Below are 20,484 nucleotides of genomic sequence, written 5' to 3' on the forward strand. Positions count from 1 at the left end.
TCGCACATTTGCGTTCCTCGCGCGGCACGTTTGGTCTGTGCCAATCGCGAACTGCATCGTGGACGCCAGAGTGAGGCACCCGACAGGGCCGGCGCGCCGTCGGTGTAGGCGACGGGCCGCGGCAGGAGACCTCATGGACCGTGCCGGGCGGAATCCAGACGCCGCGGCCTCGCCCGCACGGATCACCACCATGCCTTCCAGCCGATAGGAAAACTGCGCCCATTCGTGCGTGTGAGGCGGATCGTAATAGCCCCGGGTCAAACTGCCATGGTCCCCTCGACCAATGTGAGGGTCTTTCGGACCGCTGCAGTCGGATCGATCTCGCAGCGGCTGATAATCTCATCAATCTGGGCCCGGCGACCAGGGTCGAAGCGTGGCGTCATCATCGTCCACCGGGCGAAAAGGCGTGCCGCGCTTCGCTCGTGGCTGAGGATGGTCAGCTGTCGATGGCGAGGGTCGTTCTCTAACCGCTGGAGAAGGCGCCCCACATCGGCAGCGTCGCCTTCGATCACCTGGAAATAGCGGCCCGAGCTGTGCAGCAGGGCACCGGTCAGTTGGTCCCTGCTGTTGTTGCGCTCTGAAGCGGCCAGAATAGTCGCCAGGCTCAGAACCGAAGGGTCTGGGCTGGCGGATTCGCTCACGTAGGCCAATGCCTCGATCTTCATGGTCATGCAGCGCACTCAAACCTGGCTGCCTTTCCCGGGCTCCCCGCCCAGGCGTCTTGGCTAGGGCCGTTCCCATCCTGCATATTGCATATGGTCGACAATCTGCCAAGATAGGGTGTGGCTTTGTTGAGCTTAAGCGAGGACCGATGAGCCCGAGTATGTCTACCCCCCTGTTGGCCGAGTTGCATAAGGTCCCGCCCAAGCCCAGCAAGCTCGCTCACGTCGTCGTGCGCACCGCCCACTATTCACGCGCGAAGGCATGGTATCTGACGGTGCTGAACGCGGAGATATCGTTCGAGAACGACGATGTGGCCTTCCTGAGCTATGACGATGAGCACCATCGGATCGGCATCATCAATGCGCGCGACGCCACCCCCCTGGTTGCGACCTCATGCGGGGTCGAACACATCTCCTTCACTTTCGAGACGCTGAGCGAGCTTCTGGCGACCTATGTTCGGCTCAAGGGGGTCGGCATCGAACCCTTCTGGCCGATCATCCACGGACCCACGGTCTCGATCTACTACCGGGATCCGGACGGCCTGAAGGTCGAACTGCAGTATGACGTGTTGCGGACCCCGGCGGAGGTCAATGCCTTCTTCGAGGCCGGAAACTACGTCGAGAATTTCATGGGCGTGATCTTCGACCCTGACGAAATGGTCACGCGCTTCGAGAGTGGTGAACCTCTTGAATCGCTGACGGCCCGCCCTCCTCTCCCGGCTGGGCTTTCCGCCTGGGACATGCACCGACCCTGACGCGACCCGGCATCGACAGGAATGGGAACACGGGTCGGCCAGCGACGACCTGAGACGACATGACAGGCCCCGCGCCGCAGAAAGGAAACCATGACGGACAGGCTCCAACGGCCGACCAGTCTGTTGCTGTTGGGCGCGCTCTGCGCCCTCCCGCCCCTGTCGATCGACATGGCGCTTCCGGCGGCGATCCAGACCCAGAATGACCTGGGCGGCGGGCCGCTGGCGATGGGCCTGACGCTCAGCCTGTTCATGGCCGGTTTCGCCCTGGCTCCGATCGCCTACGGCGCCGTGTCGGATCGGCTAGGCCGCAAGGCCCCGCTCATCCTGGGCCTGCTTCTCTTCACTCTTGGAGGTCTGGGCTGCGCCTTTGCGTCGTCCGTCGACATGCTGCTGATTGCGCGCGTGGTGCAGGGAATGGGTGCCGGCGTAGGCCCGACGCTGGCCTTCGCAGCATCCCGAGATCGACTTCAGGGAACCGCGATGCATCGGCGTCTGGCCGCACTGGGCATGCTTCTCGGCATTGCCCCGGTGATAGCTCCCAGTCTGGGCGCCGCCATCCTGAGTCTGAGCGACTGGCGAGCGATATATGCCGTTCTCACAGCGCTAGGTGCGATCCTCGTCCTCTGGGTGAGCTTCGGCTTCGAGGAAACCTGGCCGGCGGAGAGACGCTCCAACGCTGCCGCCCCCTCCGGACGACGACTGTTCGCCCGGATATTTTCACGGATTCCGTTGCAAAACGGAGCGATCCGGGGGCTCAGCGCCGGGTCCATGTTCGCCTATGTGGCGGGATCTCCGCTGCTCTTCGTCGGTGCCTACGGAGTCTCATCACACATCTATGCCGGCCTCTTCGCCTGCACCGCACTCGGAATCGTCGCGGGGTCTGCTGTCTCGGGTGCACTCGGAAAGCGTCTCGGCGGGCGACACCTCATCGGCGGCGGCCTGATCCTGGCGACGGGAGCGCCAGCCGTGGCCCTGGCTTTGATCCTCTTGGGCGGACCATCCCTGCAGTCGATCACTATCTGCCTGGTCACAGCCACCTTCGGCTATGGGCTGATCACCCCGGCGGCGACCCAGGCGGCACTTGAACCCATGGGAGACCTGGCCGGCCTCGCCTCGGCCTTGCTCAATACGTTCCAGATGGCCTGTATGGCGCTGGCGAGCCTGCTCGTCGCCGCAACATCCGATGTCGCAGGCATCGTTGCGGCACCGGCCGTCATGGTCCTGTTCAGCGCTGCGAGCCTTTTAGCGTTTCTGAGCCGTGGCGCTGGCACAGAATGAGGTGACCATCCGCGCCCCTCGGGGATACCGTAACCGTCAGCCGGCCTCGGCTGATCCGGCCCCCGCCTCGAGCCCGCCCAGAAAAAGGTCCGACGCCATCTTGGCGAACGCCGCCGGCTTCACGGGCCCGTCGGCGTCGTACCAGGTGTGGGCCCAATTGATCATGCCGAAGAACAGCATCACCAGCGCCCTCCGCTCGGCCTTCGCTTTAGCCATATCGGGCCTCAAGACCAACACCAGGCCGTCGACAAGAGTCAGCAATTCCCGCTGGTGGCTGATGATGGTGGTGCGCCGATCTTCGGCCAGATTGGTCAACTCGTTGAGCAAGACCTTCTGGTGGGCCTGCGCGCCGACGTAGATGCCCATCAGGGCGTCGGCAAGCCGCCGGACCTTTTCCGATGCGGTAGCGTCGAGCGCCTCGATCTCACGCGTAGCCTCGATCAGGCTGAGGACGTGGGAGTCCATCACGTCGAAGAGAATATCTTCTTTGGAGGGATAGTAGTGATAAAGCAGCGACTTGGACGTCTTGCAAGCCTCGGCGATCTGGGCGACCGAGGTGCCGAGAAAACCATGGGAGGCGTAAAGGGACGCGGCCGTCTCCATGATGGCCAGACGTCGCTTGTCGTAATCAAGCGCCTGGGTGCGCGCCATGAATTGCCTCTTTACCGTTCGCCAGAGGCTTAGGCGAAAGGCCGTCTCGACGCCAGTCCGACCGGTCGAACAACCCGACCGGTCGGTCCGCGATCAGATCGCGTTCATTGTCAGGAGCTCGTAGGAGGCGACCGTCTCCCCGTCCTGGTTGGTGACCTGGGCGTCCCAACGGACCTCGCCGTATTCATCGTTACGACGACTCTTGGACATGGCCGTCAAGCGGACGGCGATCGCATCGCCCGGCGAGACCGGCTTGAGGAAGCGCAGACTGTCCAGTCCGTAGTTGGCGAGGACCGGGCCTGGGGCGGGATCAACGAAGAGACCCGCGGCAAACGACAGGATCAGATAGCCGTGCGCGACCCGGCCAGGGAAGAATGGATTGGCCGCGGCAGCCTCTTCATCCATGTGTGCGTAGAAGGTGTCGCCGGTGAAGTCGGCGAAATGTTCGATATCGTCCAGCGAGATTGTTCGCGAGGCGCTGTCGAAGGTCTTGCCGAGCGCGAGTTCATCAAACTTCAGGCGGAAAGGATGTGGTCCTTCCTTGAGCTCCGGTGCCCCCCTGATCCAGCGATGGCCGATCTCGGAGAGCATGCGCGGGGAACCCTGAAGGGCGGTGCGCTGCATATAGTGGCTCAAGCCGCGCAGGCCGCCCATCTCCTCGCCGCCACCGGCACGACCGGGACCGCCGTGAACCAGACCCGGCAGCGGCGAGCCGTGACCCGTGGACTCCCGCGCGCAATCCCGGTCCAGGATCAGCACACGGCCGTGATACGCTGCGGTGCCGGCCACGACCTCGACCGCGACGGCCGGGTCATAGGTGAACAGCGACATGACCAGCGAGCCCTCGCCTTTCCGGCACAAGGCCACGGCGTCGACGAGATCGGCATAGGGCATCAGGGTTGCGACTGGCCCAAAGGCCTCGGTGTCGTGAACGCGAGGGGCATCCCACGGGGTGTCGCAGCGCAGCAGAACCGGGCTCATGAAGGCGCCGGCGGTGTCGGTTGCCTCGGGCATCGCATTCGGATCGCCGAAGACGATCCGGGCTTCCTGGGCGAGCTCGGCCACCTTGGCCCGTACGTCGGCCAGCTGAGCGCGGCTGACCAGGGCGCCCATGGTGACGCCCTCAATGGCGGGGTCACCGACAACCACGGCGGAGAGTTTGGCCGTGATCGCTTCCTGGACGGCGTCGATCTGCGAGGCGGGTACGAAGATGCGGCGGATGGCGGTGCATTTCTGACCGGCCTTGACGGTCATCTCGCGCACCACCTCCTTGACGAAGAGGTCGAACTCCGGCGCGTCGGGCGTCACGTCCGACCCCAGGACCGTCGCGTTCAGACTGTCGCATTCAGCGATAAAGCGAACATTCTCGCTCTGGATCGTGGGGTGCGCCCGCAATTTGAGCGCGGTAGCGGCCGAGCCGGTGAAGGAGATCACGTCCTGACCGGTCAGGTGCTCGAACAGATCGCCGGTCGATCCGACGATCAGTTGCAGGGCTCCCTCGGGAAGGACGCCCGCTTCCAGCATGATGCGCACGCAGTGTTCGGTCACATAGGCGGTCGAGGAGGCCGGCTTGACGATAGCGGGCACCCCGGCGAGCAGGGTGGGTGCCAGTTTCTCCAGCATGCCCCAGGCAGGAAAGTTGAAGGCGTTGATGTGCAGAGCGACGCCCTGTAGCGGGCTGAGGACATGCTGGCCGACGAAGGATCCCCGTTTGGACAGGGGTTCGACAGCGCCATCCAGCAGCACCCGGTCGTTGGGCAGTTCGCGCCTTCCTTTGGAGGCATAGGCAAACAGGGTCCCGGCGCCGCCCTCGATATCGACCCATCCGTCCGTCCGGGTCGCGCCGGTCATCGCCGACAGCGCATAGAGCTCGTCCTTGCGCGCCATGATGGCTTCGGCGAGGGACTTCAACATCCTGGCGCGATCGTGGAAGGTCATCGCGCGCAGGGCCGGCCCGCCGACGGTGCGGGCATGGATCGCCATGGCCCCGAAATCCAGACCACCGGATCCGAGCGCCGCCGCCGGAGCGCCGGTCAGGGCGGACGGGACCTCGACGGCTCCGGCGGTGGCGCCGCGCCATTCGCCGCCGACGAAATTCTGCAGGGTGAGTAGACCCATGGGGAGTGCTCCTGGTGTTCAGCGGCCCTGGAAGACCGGCGTGCGCTTGTTGAGAAAGGCCGCGACGCCCTCGGCGTAGTCGGCGGTGCGCCCCAGCCGGCTCATCGTGGCGCGCTGGAGATCGAGCTCTTCGTCGAGGCTGTGGGCGCCGCTCTCGCGGATCAGGGTCTTGGTCGCCGCGAGGCCCAGGGTCGGTGCCTTGGCGAAGCCGGAGACCAGCTTTTGGGTTTCGGCGGTAAAGTCCTCGTCCGGGACGGCTCGCCAGATCATGCCCCAGGCCTCGGCCTGTTCGGCGGTCACGGGTATGCCGGTCATGGCGATCGCCAGCGCCCTCGCCTGCCCGATCAGTCGAGGCAGGATCCAGGTGCCGCCCGAGTCGGGGATCAGGCCGATATTGGCGAAGGACTGGATGAAATTGGCGCTGCGCGTCGCGATGACGATGTCGGCGGCCAAGGCGAGATTGGCGCCGGCGCCGGCCGCTACGCCGTTGACCGCACAGACGACCGGGATCGGCAGGGCGACCAGACGGCGGATCAGCGGATTGTAGAAGCGCTCGACCGAATCCCCAAGGTCGACGGTGTCGCCGCCCGGAGCGACGGCGCGATCGGAAAGATCCTGCCCGGCGCAGAAGCCGCGACCGGCTCCGGTCAGCAGCAGGACGCGGACGTTGCTCATGGCCTCCAGACGGTCAAGCGCCTCGCGGACCTCCTCGTGCATTTGCACGGTGAAGCTGTTGAGACGGTCAGGCCGGCTTAGGGTGAGGGTCGCTACGCCTTCGGCGGATACGTCAAAGATGATCGTCTCGTAGCTCATGTCGCTCCCCCGGCGATCGTGATGCCGCCTGCTATTGACCTAGAATAGATCGTCCGGACGGTCAATTTAATCCCCAGCCTGGAACGTATCGGAACCACCGGCTCGCGCAACGCCGGTTCGGTCGGTCAGCGAGACCACAACTGCCACGAGGAAGGCCAGAGGCGCGGTGATCAGGGTGGGATAGTCTGACGGAAAGAGCGCCGCCTCGTGCCCGAGAACCCCGACCCAGACCGCCGGCCCAGCCACAATCAGCAAAACCGACGAGATCAGCCCGACGGCCCCGCCGACGATCGCGCCCCGGGCCGTGGTGCGATCCCAATAGAGGGTCAGGACAAGCACGGGGAAATTCGTACTGGCCGCCACGGCAAACGCGAGGGCTGCGAGGAAGGCGACGTTCACGCCTTGAAACGCAAGCGCCAGCAACACCGAGATGAGAGACGCGATTGCTGTCGCGCCCCGGAACACCAACACCTCCTGAGCCTCGCTCAGAGGCCGGCTCGGGCGTAGCGCCCCCAGGATGTCGTGAGCGGTTGATGACGCCGCGGCGACCGTGAGCCCCGCAACTACCGCCAGGATCGTCGCGAAGGCTACGCCGGCGAGGACGCCGAACAAGAGACCCCCGCCCAGCGCATCGGCCAGGTGAAGCACGACCATATTGCCTCCGCCGAGCACCTTGCCCGCCTCGTCGAAATAGCGGGCCTCACCCGTCACGAGGGCGACCGCGCCGGGGCCCACGACGACCAGAAGAAGGAAGAAGACCGCGCCGATCAGGCTCGTTGCGACCAGAACCGAGCGTCGAGCGGCGGCCTCGTCCGGGACGGTGAAGAGACGGATCAGCAGATGGGGCAATCCCATCATCCCGAGGATAAGCCCCAGCGACAGCGAAACGGTGGAGAACAGATCGAGCTTGAAGCCGCCGGGCAGGAACAACGCCTCACCCAGAGGGTGGGTCGCGCTGACCCGCTCGTACAGGGCAGCAAAGCCCCCGGTTTCGGCCAGGACCAGGCCGGACAGGAGAGCGATGGTCGCAATCAGAAGGACAGCCTTCACGATCTGCACCCAGGTGGCGGCAAGCATGCCCCCGAACCCAACGTAGATGGTCGACAGGGCTCCCACGATCACAACAGCAGCCGTGAAAGACAAATTGAAGAGGACCGAGACGAGCGCGCCGGCCCCGACCATCTGGGCGACCAGGTAGATCAGGGAAATGATCAGCGAACTGATGCCTGTGAACAGCCTCAACCGCGGCGCCTTGAGCCGGGTCGCCAGAACGTCACCCAAGGTGAACCGTCCCAATCGACGCAGGGGTCCGGCAATCAGCAGGAGCATCATGCCAAGACCGACCAATGGGCAGAGATAATAGATCGCTGTGTCGACGCCGCTGGCGTAGAACAGCGCGGTGGTGCCCAGCAAGGTGGTCGCGGACAGGAAGTCGCCGGCGATGGCGAGTCCGTTCTGGCCGCCGCTCAATTCACCGCCCGCCGTATACAATTGTTCGCGACTTGCCCCTCGCCGGGACGCCCAGATCGTGATGGCGAAGGTAATGGCGATCGTTGCCAGAAATGCAGGAATTGTCGGCGTCATCCGTTTGCCTCGGAATGGCTTGCGGCCAGGAAACTGGCCGCGACGAAGGCGATGATGAGAGCGCCCAGTCCCCACAACGCAGCCGGGACACCGAGAGGAGAAAGGGCGAGCCACCCTGGCCGCGCCGCCAGACCCGCCAGGATCGGAATAGGCAGATAGATGAGCAACAGGCCGAGGCAGGCCCAAAACCGATTGAAACCGACTGCGTTCGTCATGCCCTGTTCCTTTGGAGTCTCATGATCAGCCGTCATAGCTAACGACGACGTCGTCGCTGAGCGGCACGGACTGGCAGGTCAGGATGTAGCCCTGCTCGACCTCTTCGGACGTCAGGCCGTAGTTGATCCGCATCTCGACCTCGCCGGACACGACCTTGGCCCGGCAGGTCGCACAGACCCCGCCCTTGCACGCGAACGGAGCCGGCGCCCCCGCCTTGCGCACGCTGTCGAGAATGTTTCCGGCCTCGGCGTCAAAGGTGACCGTCAGCTTGCGGCCGTCCAGCACCACGCCCACCCGGCGTCCCTTGGCGGCATCGGCCTTCTCACGCGCCGCGGCGTCCAGCACCCGGGCTCCGCCGCTGGCGAACCGCTCCAGCAGAATTCGATCCGCCGGTACGTCGTGGGCCAGGAGCGCGGCTTCCGCGGCCAGCATCATCCCCTCCGGTCCGCAGGCGAAAGCCATGTCGATCCCGGCGGGGTCGATCAAGGTGTCGAGAATCTCGTCGCATTTCGCACGGTCGAGCCGGCCGTTGAACAGATCGATTTCCTCCTCCTCCAGCGTGAGGAAGTGGTAAATCTCAAGCCGGCCCATGAAGAGGTTCTTCAGGCCGGACAACTCCTCAAGGAAGAGGATCTGGGCGCTCATGCGATTGCCGTAGAACAGAGTGAAGCGACTCTGGGGCTCCACGCTCAGCGCGGTCTTGATCAGCGACAGGATCGGCGTGATGCCCGAGCCGGCGGCGAACGCCACGTAGTGACGGTTCTGACCCTCGGCGAACGGGGCCGTGAAATGCCCGGTCGCCGGCAAGACATCGATCCGGTCTCCGGGCTTCAGGTCGCGGGTCGCATAGCCGGAGAAGACGCCGCCTTCGAGCGCCTTGACCGCGACGCGGAGCTCGCCATCCAGCGGCGAAGAACAAACCGAATAATTGCGCCGGATATCCTCACCGGCGATCTCGGCACGCAAGGTCAGATACTGGCCCGCCTGGAAGGCGAACCGTTCCCGCGCCTCCTCAGGCAGCTGGAATCGGATCGAGACCGCGTCCGCCGTTTCCTGGCGAACCTCGGCGACGGTCAGGGAATGGAATTCGGTCTTCACGGCCATGGGGCGACGGCTTTCTAGATGCATTTGAAGCGGTCGAACGGTTCGGCGCAGGCCCGGCAGCGCCACAGCGCCTTGCATGGCGTCGAGCCGAACCGGCTCACTTCAACGGTGTCGACGGACCCGCACTGGGGACAGGCCGCAGGGGTTTCCGCCTTCAGGCTGCCGTGACCGTCGCCGCGTTCCGGCGGGGCAATACCGTACCGGCGCAGGTTTTCGCGCCCTTCGTCGGTGATCCAGTCGGTGGTCCACGGCGGCGACAGCCGGGACCGGATGGCGACGTCTTCGAGGCCGGCACGGTCGAGGGCGACCCGGATGCTGGTCTCGATCACCAGCGTCGCCGGACACCCCGTATAGGTCGGGGTGATCACGATACGGGTTGCGCCTGACGGGTCGGTCTCGATGTCGCGAATGATCCCGAGATCGACGAGGCTGATGGCGGGGATTTCAGGATCCGGCACCTCCGCCAGGACAGCAAGAAGGCGCGCCGCTATCCCGGAATCGCCAAGGGAGACGGGGGTGATCATCGTCCTACCAGATGGCGTCTGGATAGGCGCGGGGCAGAAACTGCATCTCGGCAAGCATCAGGCCCAGATGTTCGCCATGACGCCCCTGCCTTCCACCCGTAACGCCCCGCGCCTGGGGTGGACGCGACAGCCGCGCCTCGGCCAGGACGACGTCGATCGCCCGGTCCCAGTCGTGACGCAGTGTCGCCGGATCGACGGCGAGGCCATCGGCGATCAGCCCCTTCAGATCGTCCGGTGTCTCGAACATTTCATCGGAAAACCGCCATTGCCATGCCAGACCCTCTCGCATTCTCCGGTGGCTTTCCTCGGTGCCGTCCCCAAGTCGGATGACCCATTCGGAGGCGAAACGCACATGGTAGGCGACCTCCTTGACCGCCTTGGAGGCGATCGCTGCCAGCCGGTCGTCACGGATCGCGGTCATCTGTTCGAACATCAGCTTCTGCCAGGTCGAGAACAGGAGGTGACGGGCCAGGGTGCGGGCCAGGTCGCCGTTGGGCTGTTCGACCATCAGACAGTTGCGGAACGCCAGGACATCGCGACGAAAAGCAAGGGCATCGGCGTCACGTCCCGCTCCCTCGAGTTCAGCCGCGTAGCCGAGCAGGTGTTGGGCCTGGCCGATCAGGTCCAGTCCCAGGTTGGCCAGGGACAGATCGAGTTCGACGGTGGGCGCATGGCCGCACCATTCGCCGAGCCTCTGGCCAAGGACCAGTGCGTCGTCGCCGAGGGAGGCCACATAGGCGAAACGGGCGTCGACGGGCATCAGATGTGCTTTATGTTGTCGGGAACGACATAGAAGGTCGGGTGGCGATAGACCTTGTCTTCGGCAGGCTCGAACAGGGCGGCGGCGTCGCCGGGGTCCGAGGCCGTGATCGCGGTCGATGGCACGACCCAGAGGCTCACACCCTCCATTCGCCGCGTATAGACGTCCCGCGCGCTCTCGATCGCCATCCTGGCGTCTGCGGCGTGGACGCTGCCTACGTGGCGATGGGACAGGCCGTTCTTCGCGCGGACGAAGACTTCCCAGAGGGGTATTTCACGACTCATTTCAAGGATTCCGATCAGGGATCTGCGGCGTCACGCCGCCAGCCGTTCGGCCTGCTTGTCGGCATGGGCCATGACCGCGTCACGCACCCAGGCCCCGTCGTCCCAGGCCTTGCGGCGAGCCTCCAGGCGTTCGGACGCCATTGGCCCCTCGCCCCGGACGACCGCGAAGAACTCATCCCAATCGGGCGTGCCGAAGTCGTAGCCGCCCTTGACCTCATTCCAGACGAGAGCCTTGTCCGGGATCACCAGGCCGAGGGCCTCAGCCTGGGGAACCGTCATGTCGACGAACTTCTGGCGCAACTCGTCGTTGGTGTCGCGCTTGATGCGCCACCGCATGGACTGGGCCGAGTTGGGCGACTGATCATCGGGCGGGCCGAACATCATAAGCGACGGCCACCACCAGCGGTCCAGTGCGTCCTGCGCCATCGCCTTCTGCTCGGGCGTCCCCGCCATCAACGCCATGACGGATTCATAGCCCTGGCGTTGATGAAAGCTTTCTTCCTTGCAAACCCGCACCATGGCACGAGCGTAGGGCCCGTAAGAGGTGCGCTGCAGCGGAACTTGGTTCATGATCGCCGCACCGTCGACCAACCAGCCGATCGTACCGATGTCGGCCCAGGTCAGGGTCGGATAGTTGAAGATGGTCGAGTATTTGGCCTTCCCCGACAGCAGGGCATCGGTCATCTGGTCGCGCGAGATGCCCAGGGTCTCGGCCGCGCAATAGAGATAGAGCCCATGGCCGGCCTCGTCCTGCACCTTGGCCAGGAGGATCGCCTTGCGCCTCAGGCTCGGCGCCCGGGAAATCCAGGCTCCCTCGGGCAACATGCCGACGATCTCGCTGTGTGCGTGCTGGGAGATCTGGCGGATGAGGGTCTTGCGATAGGCCTCAGGCATCCAGTCCTTTGGCTCGATGAATTCGTCGGCCGCGACCCGCGCCTCGAACGCGGCCAGACGTTCCGGGTCTTCGACGACACCCAGCACCACGGGCGCTTCACGGACGGCGGATTTCACCTCTTGAACGTACATGGACGGACTCCTCGCTAGCCGGTCGGTCTAACATTTATTGACCGGTCGGTCAATTAATTTATCGATGCAGATCAGACGCGTTCGACGATCATGGCGATGCCCTGACCAACGCCGATACACATGGTGCAGAGGCCATAGCGGCCTCCGGTTCGATGCAACTGCTCAATCGCCGTCAACACCAGCCGGGCCCCCGACATGCCGAGTGGATGGCCCAGCGCGATGGCACCGCCATTGGGGTTCACCTGCGCCGCGTCATCGGCCAGACCAAGATCGCGAAGCACCGCCAGACCCTGCGACGCGAAGGCCTCGTTCAGCTCGATCACGTCCATGTCCGCCAGGGACAGGCCGGCCTTGGCGAGGACCGCACGGGAGGCCGGCGCCGGACCCATGCCCATGATCCGCGGGCTCAGTCCGACGACGGCGGTGGCGACCACGCGCGCCCGGGGCGTGAGCCCATGCAGCGCCGCGCCGGCTTGCGAGGCGATCAGAAGCGCCGCCGCGCCGTCGTTCACGCCCGAGGCGTTGCCGGCCGTGACCGTACCGTCAGGCCGCACGATCGGCTTGAGCTTGCCGAGCGCCTCCATCGACGTGGCGCGGGGATGTTCATCGCGGTCGACGATGACCGGATCGCCCTTTCGTTGCGGGATGACGACCGGAACGATCTCTGCGTCGAACCGCCCTTCGACCTGGGCGCGGGCCGCCTTGTCCTGGCTTCGGACCGCAAAGGCATCCTGATCCGCCCGGCTGATCCCGAACTCCTGAGCCACGTTCTCCCCGGTCTCCGGCATGGAATCGGTCCCGAACTGACGCTTCAGCTCCGGATTGACGAACCGCCAGCCGATCGTGGTGTCGAACACCTGCACATCCCGAGAGAAGGCGGACGTCGCCTTGGCGCTGACGAACGGTGCCCGGGTCATGCTCTCGACCCCGCCGGCCACATAGAGGTCGGCCTCACCCGCCTTGATGGCGCGCGCCGCGACGCCGATGGCGTCCATGCCCGAGCCGCACAGGCGATTGAGCGTCGTGCCCGGCGCGGTCTCGCCCAGCCCCGCCAGCAGCACCGCCATGCGCGCGACATCGCGATTGTCCTCTCCGGCCTGGTTGGCGCACCCGAGGACGCAGTCGTCTAGGCGGGACCAGTCGACGCCGGGATTGCGGGCCTTGAGAGCGCGGATCGGGACGGCGGCAAGGTCGTCAGCCCGCACCTGTGCCAAGGAGCCGCCGAACCGACCGATCGGTGTGCGAACAGCGTCGCAGATGAAGGCGTCAGCCATGAACAAGGTCTCCGGTGGCGGGATCGATAACGGGCCCGCCGAGCGCACGCGACAGACCCTGGAAGATGGCGATCAGCCGACCGCCATCGCCCGTGACGCGGACATCATAGACGCCGGACCGCCCCGCCTCTCCGGCTCGTCGCGCCTCTGCGGTTACCCGCTCACCGTCACGCCCGGGTGCCAGGAAGCTGATGGTGCAGGCCTGGGCCACGGTCGCGGCGTTCCGGGAGTTGCAGGCGTAGGCAAAGGCATTGTCGGCGAGCAGAAACAGAATGCCTCCGTGCGCTCCGCCCAGGCCGTTCAGCATCCTCGGGTCCAGAGTCAGTGAGGCCTGGGCGTAGCCGTCACCGATGGAATCGAGGCTCAGACCGAGAAGGGCCGTCGGGCCCTCCCCGATCCGCATCGCCTCGGCGACCCGGCGCGCAAGCGCATCGGCGTCGCCTTCGGCCACCGCTTGAGTCGTCATCCCGGCATCCGGTCAGTAGTTGTAGGAAAGGGTTACCCCGTAGGTTCGCGGCTCCCCGAACAGGGCGAAGGCGACCCGGCTGTCGCGTTGCGAAAACACATGGGTCCGGTACTCCTCGTCGCCCAGGTTTTTCCCCCAGACACTGACGTCGATCCGCTGATCGGCGGTTGTGTAGGTGACCGATCCGTCGACCAGTTCGTAAGCCGGAATTGTCGTGATCGGATTGTTGTCGGCGTCGTAGTAGCTGAGGCTTTGGTATTTGTAGGTTACGCGCGCGCCGAGCGCTGCGCCGTCAGCGAAATCGTGGGTGTAACTCGCGTAGGCGCTGGAGGAAAAACGCGGTGCTTGGCGCAGGCGGTTGCCCGTGAAGTCGCCCGTGACCACCTGCGACGGGGTGCCGGTGAACTCCGTGTACCGGGCGTCGAGCATCGAGGCGGTCCCGCCGAATTCGAAGGCCGTCGTCGGACGGATCGTGGCCTCGAGTTCTACCCCCTTGATCTCGGCCGCGCCGGCGTTCTCGGTGATGAACTGCCCGAACGTGGTCCCCGCAGGCTGAAAGAATCGCGTGACCTGGAGATCCTTGTAGTCCGTGTAGAAGGCAGAGACATTCAATCGGACGTGACGGTCGAACAACTCGGTCTTGGCCCCGATCTCGTAGTTTGTCGCCTGCTCGGGTTCGAACGGGGTGCTGGCGACCAGGGCGGTCGAGGCCGTGCCGGTGAAACCTCCGCTCTTGAAGCCTGTCGCCACGCTCGCATAGGTCATGATCCCCGGCGCGACTTCATAGTCAGCCACAAGCTTCCAGGTGACGTTTTCCCAGCTGTCCTCTGCGGCGACGGCGGGATAGGCTTGCAGGAGCAGCGGAAGACCTGAAACAATCCTCGCTTCCGAGGTGATCTCCTTTCGCTCCGACGAGTATCGAGCCCCCCCCGTGAACTTCAGCCGCTCCAGCGGACTCCAGGAAGCCTGCGCATAGGCTGCATAAGCCAGGCCGTCGTTGGTCTGGTAGGAACTTGAAACGCTCGGAAGTCTGTCCGCGCGACCCAGGGAAGGAAAGTTGAACCCTTCGGTCCGGGCATTTTCCTCATGGCTGATGAAAGCCCCGAGGATCCAGTCGAACACATCCCCGGACGGCGACGTCAGCCGAAGCTCTTGAGTGAGTTGTCTCGGCTGCTCCTGAACCGCGTCGGTGATCTTGAAGGTGAAGCCGTTGGTCGCGGGCGAGAGCAGGACCGCGTTCGGACTCCCGGATGCTCCGGTCAGGTCGGTGAAGACCGCGGACCTTGGAAGACCGGACGAATCCTCAAGATAGTCGTACTCGGTACGGCGATAGCTGGTGATCGAAGAGAAAGTGGCGAAGTCCAGCTCGTAATTCAGGGTCAGGGCCGCACCGAAAATGTCCCGCTTGGAGTAGCCTTCGACATCCGCCAGGCTTGTGAAGGGACTCCCCGCACCACCGAAGGCAACGTTGACCGCCACCGGGTCGGACGCGCACCCGCAATTATGGAGAGGCCCGGCGCTGCCCACCGGTTCACGATTGGTCGCCCCGTTGTCGTCATGGGCGCCGTCCAGAGTAAGGATGGCCTCGAAGCGATCGGTCGGCTGCCAGCGAAGCGTGCCGCGCAGACTCAGCGACTCCGTCTCGCCCCATCGCGCGCCGAAATGAGGGCTTCCGACCAGGACGTTGCGGATATAGCCGTCGCTCGAGCGATAGCTGGCGGCCAGTTTGCCGAAAAGGGTGTCGGCGATCTCGCCGCTGATCAGGCCAGCCGCATCCAGGCGTCCATAGTTGCCGACCTTTACGCGTGTCCGCAGGCGGAAGTCGTCGGTCGGCTTTAGGGTGACGAAGTTGATCGAACCGCCGATCGAATTCTTGCCGTAGAGCGTACCTTGAGGCCCGCGAAGCACCTCGACCCGTTCGAGATCGAACAGATCGAAGACCTGAGCCGAGCGCGCCGCGATATAGACACCGTCAACAGACACGACGGTTGAATCGCTCGCCGCCGGACCGTCTTCCTTGGTGCCGACGCCTCGAATGGCGATTTCGGGTTGACCGGCGGCGAAGGCAGCGAAGGTCAGGCCAGGCGTACGGTCCGCGACCCCCTCCAGGCCACTGATATTGTCCCTTGTCAGGGTCTCGCCAGAAATGGCGGTGATTGCCGCGGGCACGTCCTGCAGCGCTTCGGCGCGACGATTGGCGGTGACGATAATCTCGTCGAGCGCAGAGACGTCTTGGTCAGGGCCGCGCGACGGCGTCGCGACTTGGGCCTGCACAGCGCCAGCGGCCATTAGAACGCTCACCGCCACAGACGCTTTCAGAGTGCGAATTATCATTGTCATCCTCCCGTTTTTTGAATGGCGGCATTCGCCGTCCGCTTGGTCGAAGAAACAGCTAACACTGATCAAACCCAATTGGAAGACCGTCTGGACGGTCAATTATTGGCCCGGAATGGTGAGCGTGACGTGGTGGATTTCGAAACTCCGCTCCGCTTTCCATCAGGCCTCCAGCGCCCAGACCGCCGGCCTTTTCTCTCTGAAGGCGGCGATGCCTTCCGACTTGTCAGAACTGTCCAGCAAGGAGACGAAGCGCCGACGTTCGTGCAGCAAATGCTCGTCTTCGGTGAGTTCAGAATAATCGCGTATGCTGGCTTTCGCTTCGCGCAACGCCGTTGGCGACCTGGCGGCGATCAGCGCCGCCAGATCCAAGGTGCGGGCAAGAGTGTCGCCATCCGCAGTGACTTCTGAGATCAATCCTGACCGGCAGGCTTCATGCGCGTCGATCGGCTCTCCAGTAAGCACCATCCGCATGGCGAGGGCCCGTCCTACCAACCGAGTGAGCGTCGCGGTGCCCCCCGCGCCGGGAATGATGCCCAGGTTGGTCTCCGGTTGACCGAACCTTGCTGAGACACCGGCCACGACGATGTCGCAACACATCATCAACTCTGCGCCTGCACCCAGACACCATCCATCAACTGCCGCCAGCAGGGGCTTCGGAAAGGACCGTATCCGGCGCCAGGCATCGAAGCGGGGACTGGCGATCGGATCGCAGGAGGTGGACGCCGCGAGTTCGTCTATGTCGGCTCCCGCTGCGAAGACACGCTCACCACCGGTCACGACGACCACTCGGACGTCAGGATCTCCCCCAGCCCGATCAAGCGCGTCCGCCACAGCCTGAAGCAAGGGTGTCGCCAAAGCGTTCCTGCGCTCGGGTCGATTCAAACGAAGCAGAAGTATCCCCGGGCCCGGTCGGTCCGAAAGGAGGTCTGCGGAGCTGGTCATCGAACACCTCCGGCGCGGCGAGGTGTCAATCGCGCCTCGCGGAACCAGGGGGACGGCCGATAGAAGTCCTCGCCCGTTGCATCGGCGATATTGTTCAGCGTCCGTGCAACCCTGTCCAAGCCGTGCCGTCTCGCCCATGCCAACGGGCCCTGGGGGTGATTGGCACCATGAACCATGGCGTCGTCGATCCCCTCCTCCGACGCGACACCATCCTGTACCGCGTCGCCTGCGGAATTGGCCAACTGAGCAAGGGTCCTGAGGACGATCTGGCCCGGACGATCAGGCACGAACAGGACTGTCCGGCCGAGCGCGCCGGCGAGGCCGGCAATCACGGCCCTGGCGCTCGGCGAAGCGGCGCTGGCGACCCAGGTCATCCAGTCGGACGGATCCCTCGGCGTATCCATCAGGCCGGACACACCCGGGCGATCACGCAGGCGTCGTCCATCCCCGAAAGCGATCACCTCGTTTCCGACCCGGAGTCGCTCATCGCCCAGATCGTGATCCACCGTCAGGGGAAGACCGGCCTCACGGGCAACGGTCGCCAGTCCGAGGAACCGGCCCGGGCAGCTCGAAACCTGGATCTTCCGGGGTTCAGGCCCGTCGACCTCGACCGTCGCGGAGGGCATGGCTGCCGCGTAGTCATAGACCCCCGAGCCAGTTTTCCGTCCTAGCCGACCCTCCTCGAAAAGCGTCCTCTGGGTGCTCTGCGGCCTGAAGCGCGTCTGGCCGCCGTAGGCGTCGAAGATGGAACAAGCCACGGCATAGTTCACGTCGTGGCCGATGAGGTCGGCGAGCGCCAGGGGCCCGAGACGAAACCCCCCGGAGGACGTGAGGGCGGCGTCAATCCGTTCCGGCGCGATACCCTCACCGAGGGCGGCGAAGCCTTCGGCATAGTAGGGTCGTGCAACGCGGTTGACGATAAACCCGGGAACGTCGCGAACGACAACCGGATGCTTGGCCCATGTGCGCATCAGCGCGATCATGGCGTCGATCGTCGCCACCGGCGTCACGGGACCGGGCACGATCTCGACCAGCCGCATGATCGGCGCGGGGTTGAAGAAATGCAGGCCAAGGACGCGATGAGGTCCCGGAGTTGCGTTCGCCAGATCTGCAATCGAAAGGGACGACGTATTGCTGGCGAGTATGGCGTCGGGCCCGACGACGCGGGACATGACCTCAAAGAGTTGCAGCTTGGCGGCCAATTGCTCGACGATCGCCTCTATCACCAGCGTCGCGCCGGATGCAGACGAGGTTTCCTTCGTGAACGTCAGGCGCGCCAGCGCCGCATTCGTTTCTGACGTGCTGTGGGTTCCTCGCTTCGTCAGGGCAGCCAAGGATGCCGAAATCGTGTTTCGAGCACGGTCAAGGGCGGCGGCAGACGGATCTATAACGCGAACGACATGCCCGGCCAGGGCGGCGACCTGGGCAATCCCGCCTCCCATGGCTCCGGCCCCCACGACCACGACGACGGCGTCCCGTGACATTTCCATGCAGCTTCCCTGTTCTGAGGTGGCGTCCGAAAGCACCGTCGTAGCGCAAATTTTCGACCTTGATAATAATTGTTCGTCCGGTCATTCTATTAAACAGCGGCGCGACGACGTCGGGCAGGGGAGCGGCGGAGCACCGGGCAGTTGAGGAATGAAGCCGACAGTATGAAATGTCGCGACGAACCCGAACGCCCTTTGACTTCACCGGTCGGCAGGACGCCACGCGTCCGCATACAGGAGGCGACGCATGCAGTTACGAGGTCTTGACCCCATCGAGACGGCGTCGCGCGACGAGATTGAGACGCTTCAGCTTCAGAGACTGAAGGACTCGCTGACTCACGCCTACACAGGCAATCCCTGTTACCGGGCAAAGTTCGACGCCGCAGGTGTCCATCCCGACGACCTCTTGAGTCTCGCGGACTTGGCCAGGTTCCCCTTCACCACCAAGGCGGACCTTCGCGATGCCTACCCGTTCAACTTTTTCGCCGTTCCTCAGGATCGCCTGGCGCGCATTCACGCCTCGTCCGGCACCACCGGCAAGCCCACGGTCGTAGGTTACACGCGCAAGGATATCGACACCTGGGCCGGGGTGGTGGCGCGATCCCTCTACGCAGCCGGCTGTCGCGCAGGAATGAAGGTTCACGTCGCCTACGGCTACGGCCTTTTCACCGGCGGGCTCGGGGCCCATTATGGCGCCGAGGCGCTGGGGTGCGCGGTCATCCCGATGTCAGGCGGGCAAACTGAAAAACAGGTTCAGTTGATCGAGGACTTCCGGCCCGATCTGATCATGGTGACCCCCAGCTATATGCTGGCGATCCTGGACGAGTTCCAACGTCAGGGGCTGGATCCCCGCGCCTCCTCGCTCGGGATCGGTGTATTCGGAGCTGAGCCCTGGACGAACGCCATGCGCGGCGAAATCGAACAGGCTTTCGCGATCGACGCGGTGGACATCTACGGCCTGTCCGAAGTCATGGGCCCGGGTGTCGCTTCCGAGTGCGTCGAAGCCAAGGATGGGCCAACGATCTGGGAGGACCACTTCTATCCCGAGGTGATCGATCCGGTGACTGGCGAAGTCTTGCCGGACGGGTCGCTCGGCGAACTGGTGTTCACCTCCCTCACCAAGGAGGCCATGCCCATCGTTCGATATCGCACCCGTGACCTTACCCGCCTACTGCCGGGCACCAGCCGGACGATGCGGAGAATGGACAAGATCACGGGCCGATCCGACGACATGCTGATCATCCGTGGCGTCAACGTTTTTCCAAGCCAGATTGAGGAGCAGATCCTTGGCTGCGCCGCGCTTGCACCCCACTTCCAGATAGAACTGACCCGACCGGGTCGAATGGACCAGGTGCGGATCCTGGTCGAATGCAGGCCCGACACCAACGAGCCGGCCCAGAGCTCCGATCGCCTCAAACTGGCTGAAGGCATCAAGAACCTGATCGGCATCACGGTCGACATCCAGATTCGACCGGAGGGAACCCTCCCCCGCTCCCAGGGCAAGGCCAGCCGTGTTGTCGACTTCCGAGAGCCTGCTGCCGAACTGCAGGGCAACGCGTTGTGACCATCCGCCGCTCGTGGAAGATGGGTGAACAGTCTGAACTATAATGACTGCGGCGGCGGCCGAGCCCGCACCGAGCTGGATGCGGCCTGAAGCCGCCTCAACACCGTGGCTCTCCTGCGGGCCAGGATTACGCTGATTGTTACCCCGACGTTATCCAGCAAGAAAAAGGGGTTAGCGGTTTCCCGCTAACCCCTTCGAAAATTGGTGGAGCTTAGCGGAGTCGAACCGCTGACCTCTTGCATGCCATGCAAGCGCTCTACCAGCTGAGCTAAAGCCCCGAACCTGAGACGGGCTGTCCCGGGTCGGATCGTCGGGTGTCCCCGGCGAGGCGGCGATACCTATGTCAGGGCGATTTCTCGATCAACCCCGATTGGCCAGTTTATTTTCGCTTGATCGAAATACCGCTTGAGACCGGTTTTCCAACCGGCCTCAAGTCACGCGACCAAGCGCCAGGCCTCCTAGAGATCGTCGTCCTTGCCGCCCTTGGCCAGGTCTTCGTCGAAGGCGTCGTCGTCCTCATCCTCGATGAAGGGAACAGAATCGTCGTCGTCGTCGGCCAGGACGTCGTCGTCGCCGTCGGTCGAGCCCATGCCGGCCTCTTCGGACGGATCGGCGACCGCGTCATCCTCGTCGTCGGGG

Annotated in this window: 19 protein-coding genes, 1 tRNA gene and 1 pseudogene; 3 read left to right on the top strand and 18 right to left on the bottom strand. The window is 64.4% G+C overall.

Features of this window, described 5'->3' with window-relative positions:
• Positions 1-257: 257 nt before the first annotated feature.
• A complete protein-coding gene (locus JHC99_RS03150) occupies positions 258-671 on the bottom strand; it encodes a BLUF domain-containing protein (protein ID WP_292152008.1) in 414 nt (137 codons plus the stop codon).
• Positions 672-823: 152 nt separating this feature from the next.
• On the opposite strand from JHC99_RS03150, the gene JHC99_RS03155 reads away from it, so the two are divergent.
• Positions 824-1,417: a VOC family protein gene (locus JHC99_RS03155; protein WP_292152009.1), complete on the top strand. Its 594-nt coding sequence runs from the start codon at positions 824-826 to the stop codon at positions 1,415-1,417.
• Positions 1,418-1,507: 90 nt separating this feature from the next.
• A complete protein-coding gene (locus tag JHC99_RS03160) occupies positions 1,508-2,695 on the top strand; it encodes a Bcr/CflA family efflux MFS transporter (protein WP_292152010.1) in 1,188 nt (395 codons plus the stop codon).
• 36 nt (positions 2,696-2,731) lie between these two features.
• Here the strand turns inward: JHC99_RS03160 and JHC99_RS03165 are convergent, their stop codons facing one another.
• From JHC99_RS03165 to JHC99_RS03235, 15 genes are all read right to left on the bottom strand, one after another.
• Entirely contained in the window at positions 2,732-3,346 is a 615-nt protein-coding gene (locus JHC99_RS03165) for a TetR/AcrR family transcriptional regulator (protein ID WP_292152011.1), read from the bottom strand.
• A gap of 93 nt (positions 3,347-3,439) precedes the next feature.
• Positions 3,440-5,464 (bottom strand): phenylacetic acid degradation bifunctional protein PaaZ, encoded by a 2,025-nt coding sequence (gene paaZ, locus JHC99_RS03170; RefSeq protein WP_292152012.1) that lies wholly within the window; start codon positions 5,462-5,464, stop codon positions 3,440-3,442.
• A gap of 18 nt (positions 5,465-5,482) precedes the next feature.
• A complete protein-coding gene (paaG, locus tag JHC99_RS03175) occupies positions 5,483-6,277 on the bottom strand; it encodes a 2-(1,2-epoxy-1,2-dihydrophenyl)acetyl-CoA isomerase PaaG (protein ID WP_292152013.1) in 795 nt (264 codons plus the stop codon).
• Between the two features lie 66 nt (positions 6,278-6,343).
• On the bottom strand, positions 6,344-7,861 hold the full coding sequence (gene actP, locus JHC99_RS03180) for a cation acetate symporter (RefSeq protein ID WP_292152014.1): 1,518 nt from the start codon (positions 7,859-7,861) through the stop codon (positions 6,344-6,346).
• Positions 7,858-8,076, bottom strand: a complete 219-nt coding sequence (locus JHC99_RS03185) for a hypothetical protein (RefSeq protein ID WP_292152015.1) — start codon at positions 8,074-8,076, stop codon at positions 7,858-7,860. Before JHC99_RS03185 ends, actP begins: the two co-directional genes overlap by 4 nt.
• Before the next feature lie 25 nt (positions 8,077-8,101).
• A complete protein-coding gene (locus tag JHC99_RS03190; protein ID WP_292152016.1) occupies positions 8,102-9,181 on the bottom strand; it encodes a 2Fe-2S iron-sulfur cluster-binding protein in 1,080 nt (359 codons plus the stop codon).
• Between the two features lie 14 nt (positions 9,182-9,195).
• Complete coding sequence (gene paaD / locus JHC99_RS03195) at positions 9,196-9,705, bottom strand: 1,2-phenylacetyl-CoA epoxidase subunit PaaD (RefSeq protein WP_292152017.1); 510 nt, start codon at positions 9,703-9,705, stop codon at positions 9,196-9,198.
• Positions 9,706-9,709: 4 nt separating this feature from the next.
• On the bottom strand, positions 9,710-10,465 hold the full coding sequence (paaC, locus tag JHC99_RS03200) for a 1,2-phenylacetyl-CoA epoxidase subunit PaaC (RefSeq protein ID WP_292152018.1): 756 nt from the start codon (positions 10,463-10,465) through the stop codon (positions 9,710-9,712).
• Positions 10,465-10,749 carry a 1,2-phenylacetyl-CoA epoxidase subunit PaaB gene (paaB, locus tag JHC99_RS03205; protein ID WP_292152019.1) on the bottom strand — a complete coding sequence of 95 codons (285 nt, stop codon included), beginning with the start codon at positions 10,747-10,749 and terminating at the stop codon, positions 10,465-10,467. Before paaB ends, paaC begins: the two co-directional genes overlap by 1 nt.
• Positions 10,750-10,779: 30 nt before the next feature.
• Positions 10,780-11,775 carry a 1,2-phenylacetyl-CoA epoxidase subunit PaaA gene (gene paaA, locus JHC99_RS03210; protein WP_292152020.1) on the bottom strand — a complete coding sequence of 332 codons (996 nt, stop codon included), beginning with the start codon at positions 11,773-11,775 and terminating at the stop codon, positions 10,780-10,782.
• A 71-nt stretch (positions 11,776-11,846) separates the two neighbouring features.
• On the bottom strand, positions 11,847-13,049 hold the full coding sequence (gene pcaF, locus JHC99_RS03215) for a 3-oxoadipyl-CoA thiolase (RefSeq protein ID WP_292152021.1): 1,203 nt from the start codon (positions 13,047-13,049) through the stop codon (positions 11,847-11,849).
• On the bottom strand, positions 13,042-13,515 hold the full coding sequence (gene paaI / locus JHC99_RS03220; protein WP_292152022.1) for a hydroxyphenylacetyl-CoA thioesterase PaaI: 474 nt from the start codon (positions 13,513-13,515) through the stop codon (positions 13,042-13,044). Before paaI ends, pcaF begins: the two co-directional genes overlap by 8 nt.
• Positions 13,516-13,527: 12 nt before the next feature.
• Entirely contained in the window at positions 13,528-15,804 is a 2,277-nt protein-coding gene (locus tag JHC99_RS03225; RefSeq protein ID WP_292152023.1) for a TonB-dependent receptor, read from the bottom strand.
• 207 nt (positions 15,805-16,011) lie between these two features.
• On the bottom strand, positions 16,012-16,794 hold the full coding sequence (locus tag JHC99_RS03230; RefSeq protein WP_292152024.1) for an enoyl-CoA hydratase-related protein: 783 nt from the start codon (positions 16,792-16,794) through the stop codon (positions 16,012-16,014).
• Positions 16,791-18,284 (bottom strand): 3-hydroxyacyl-CoA dehydrogenase NAD-binding domain-containing protein, encoded by a 1,494-nt coding sequence (locus tag JHC99_RS03235; protein WP_292152025.1) that lies wholly within the window; start codon positions 18,282-18,284, stop codon positions 16,791-16,793. The genes JHC99_RS03230 and JHC99_RS03235 overlap by 4 nt, the downstream gene beginning before the upstream one ends.
• A gap of 244 nt (positions 18,285-18,528) precedes the next feature.
• Here JHC99_RS03235 and paaK point away from each other — a divergent pair, with 244 nt between their 5' ends.
• Entirely contained in the window at positions 18,529-19,845 is a 1,317-nt protein-coding gene (gene paaK, locus JHC99_RS03240; RefSeq protein ID WP_292152026.1) for a phenylacetate--CoA ligase PaaK, read from the top strand.
• A gap of 202 nt (positions 19,846-20,047) precedes the next feature.
• On the opposite strand, the gene JHC99_RS03245 is transcribed toward paaK, so the two are convergent.
• Both JHC99_RS03245 and JHC99_RS03250 read right to left on the bottom strand, forming a co-directional pair.
• A tRNA-Ala gene (locus JHC99_RS03245) sits at positions 20,048-20,123 on the bottom strand.
• Between the two features lie 180 nt (positions 20,124-20,303).
• Positions 20,304-20,484: pseudogene (locus JHC99_RS03250) on the bottom strand (TIGR02300 family protein); the annotation flags it as partial.

Origin of the sequence: Brevundimonas sp., assembly GCF_016463485.1 — a bacterium.
In the GTDB taxonomy this organism is placed as follows: Bacteria; Pseudomonadota; Alphaproteobacteria; order Caulobacterales; family Caulobacteraceae; genus Brevundimonas.

Excerpts from the sequence above, each read along its gene's own strand:
- JHC99_RS03150 (WP_292152008.1), bottom strand. The coding sequence starts at position 671 with ATGACCATGAAGATCGAGGCATTGGCCTACGTGAGCGAATCCGCCAGC.
- JHC99_RS03155 (WP_292152009.1), top strand. The coding sequence starts at position 824 with ATGTCTACCCCCCTGTTGGCCGAGTTGCATAAGGTCCCGCCCAAGCCC.
- JHC99_RS03160 (WP_292152010.1), top strand. The coding sequence starts at position 1,508 with ATGACGGACAGGCTCCAACGGCCGACCAGTCTGTTGCTGTTGGGCGCG.
- JHC99_RS03165 (WP_292152011.1), bottom strand. The coding sequence starts at position 3,346 with ATGGCGCGCACCCAGGCGCTTGATTACGACAAGCGACGTCTGGCCATC.
- paaZ (WP_292152012.1), bottom strand. The coding sequence starts at position 5,464 with ATGGGTCTACTCACCCTGCAGAATTTCGTCGGCGGCGAATGGCGCGGC.
- paaG (WP_292152013.1), bottom strand. The coding sequence starts at position 6,277 with ATGAGCTACGAGACGATCATCTTTGACGTATCCGCCGAAGGCGTAGCG.
- actP (WP_292152014.1), bottom strand. The coding sequence starts at position 7,861 with ATGACGCCGACAATTCCTGCATTTCTGGCAACGATCGCCATTACCTTC.
- JHC99_RS03185 (WP_292152015.1), bottom strand. The coding sequence starts at position 8,076 with ATGACGAACGCAGTCGGTTTCAATCGGTTTTGGGCCTGCCTCGGCCTG.
- JHC99_RS03190 (WP_292152016.1), bottom strand. The coding sequence starts at position 9,181 with ATGGCCGTGAAGACCGAATTCCATTCCCTGACCGTCGCCGAGGTTCGC.
- paaD (WP_292152017.1), bottom strand. The coding sequence starts at position 9,705 with ATGATCACCCCCGTCTCCCTTGGCGATTCCGGGATAGCGGCGCGCCTT.
- paaC (WP_292152018.1), bottom strand. The coding sequence starts at position 10,465 with ATGCCCGTCGACGCCCGTTTCGCCTATGTGGCCTCCCTCGGCGACGAC.
- paaB (WP_292152019.1), bottom strand. The coding sequence starts at position 10,749 with ATGAGTCGTGAAATACCCCTCTGGGAAGTCTTCGTCCGCGCGAAGAAC.
- paaA (WP_292152020.1), bottom strand. The coding sequence starts at position 11,775 with ATGTACGTTCAAGAGGTGAAATCCGCCGTCCGTGAAGCGCCCGTGGTG.
- pcaF (WP_292152021.1), bottom strand. The coding sequence starts at position 13,049 with ATGGCTGACGCCTTCATCTGCGACGCTGTTCGCACACCGATCGGTCGG.
- paaI (WP_292152022.1), bottom strand. The coding sequence starts at position 13,515 with ATGACGACTCAAGCGGTGGCCGAAGGCGACGCCGATGCGCTTGCGCGC.
- JHC99_RS03225 (WP_292152023.1), bottom strand. The coding sequence starts at position 15,804 with ATGGCCGCTGGCGCTGTGCAGGCCCAAGTCGCGACGCCGTCGCGCGGC.
- JHC99_RS03230 (WP_292152024.1), bottom strand. The coding sequence starts at position 16,794 with ATGACCAGCTCCGCAGACCTCCTTTCGGACCGACCGGGCCCGGGGATA.
- JHC99_RS03235 (WP_292152025.1), bottom strand. The coding sequence starts at position 18,284 with ATGGAAATGTCACGGGACGCCGTCGTCGTGGTCGTGGGGGCCGGAGCC.
- paaK (WP_292152026.1), top strand. The coding sequence starts at position 18,529 with ATGCAGTTACGAGGTCTTGACCCCATCGAGACGGCGTCGCGCGACGAG.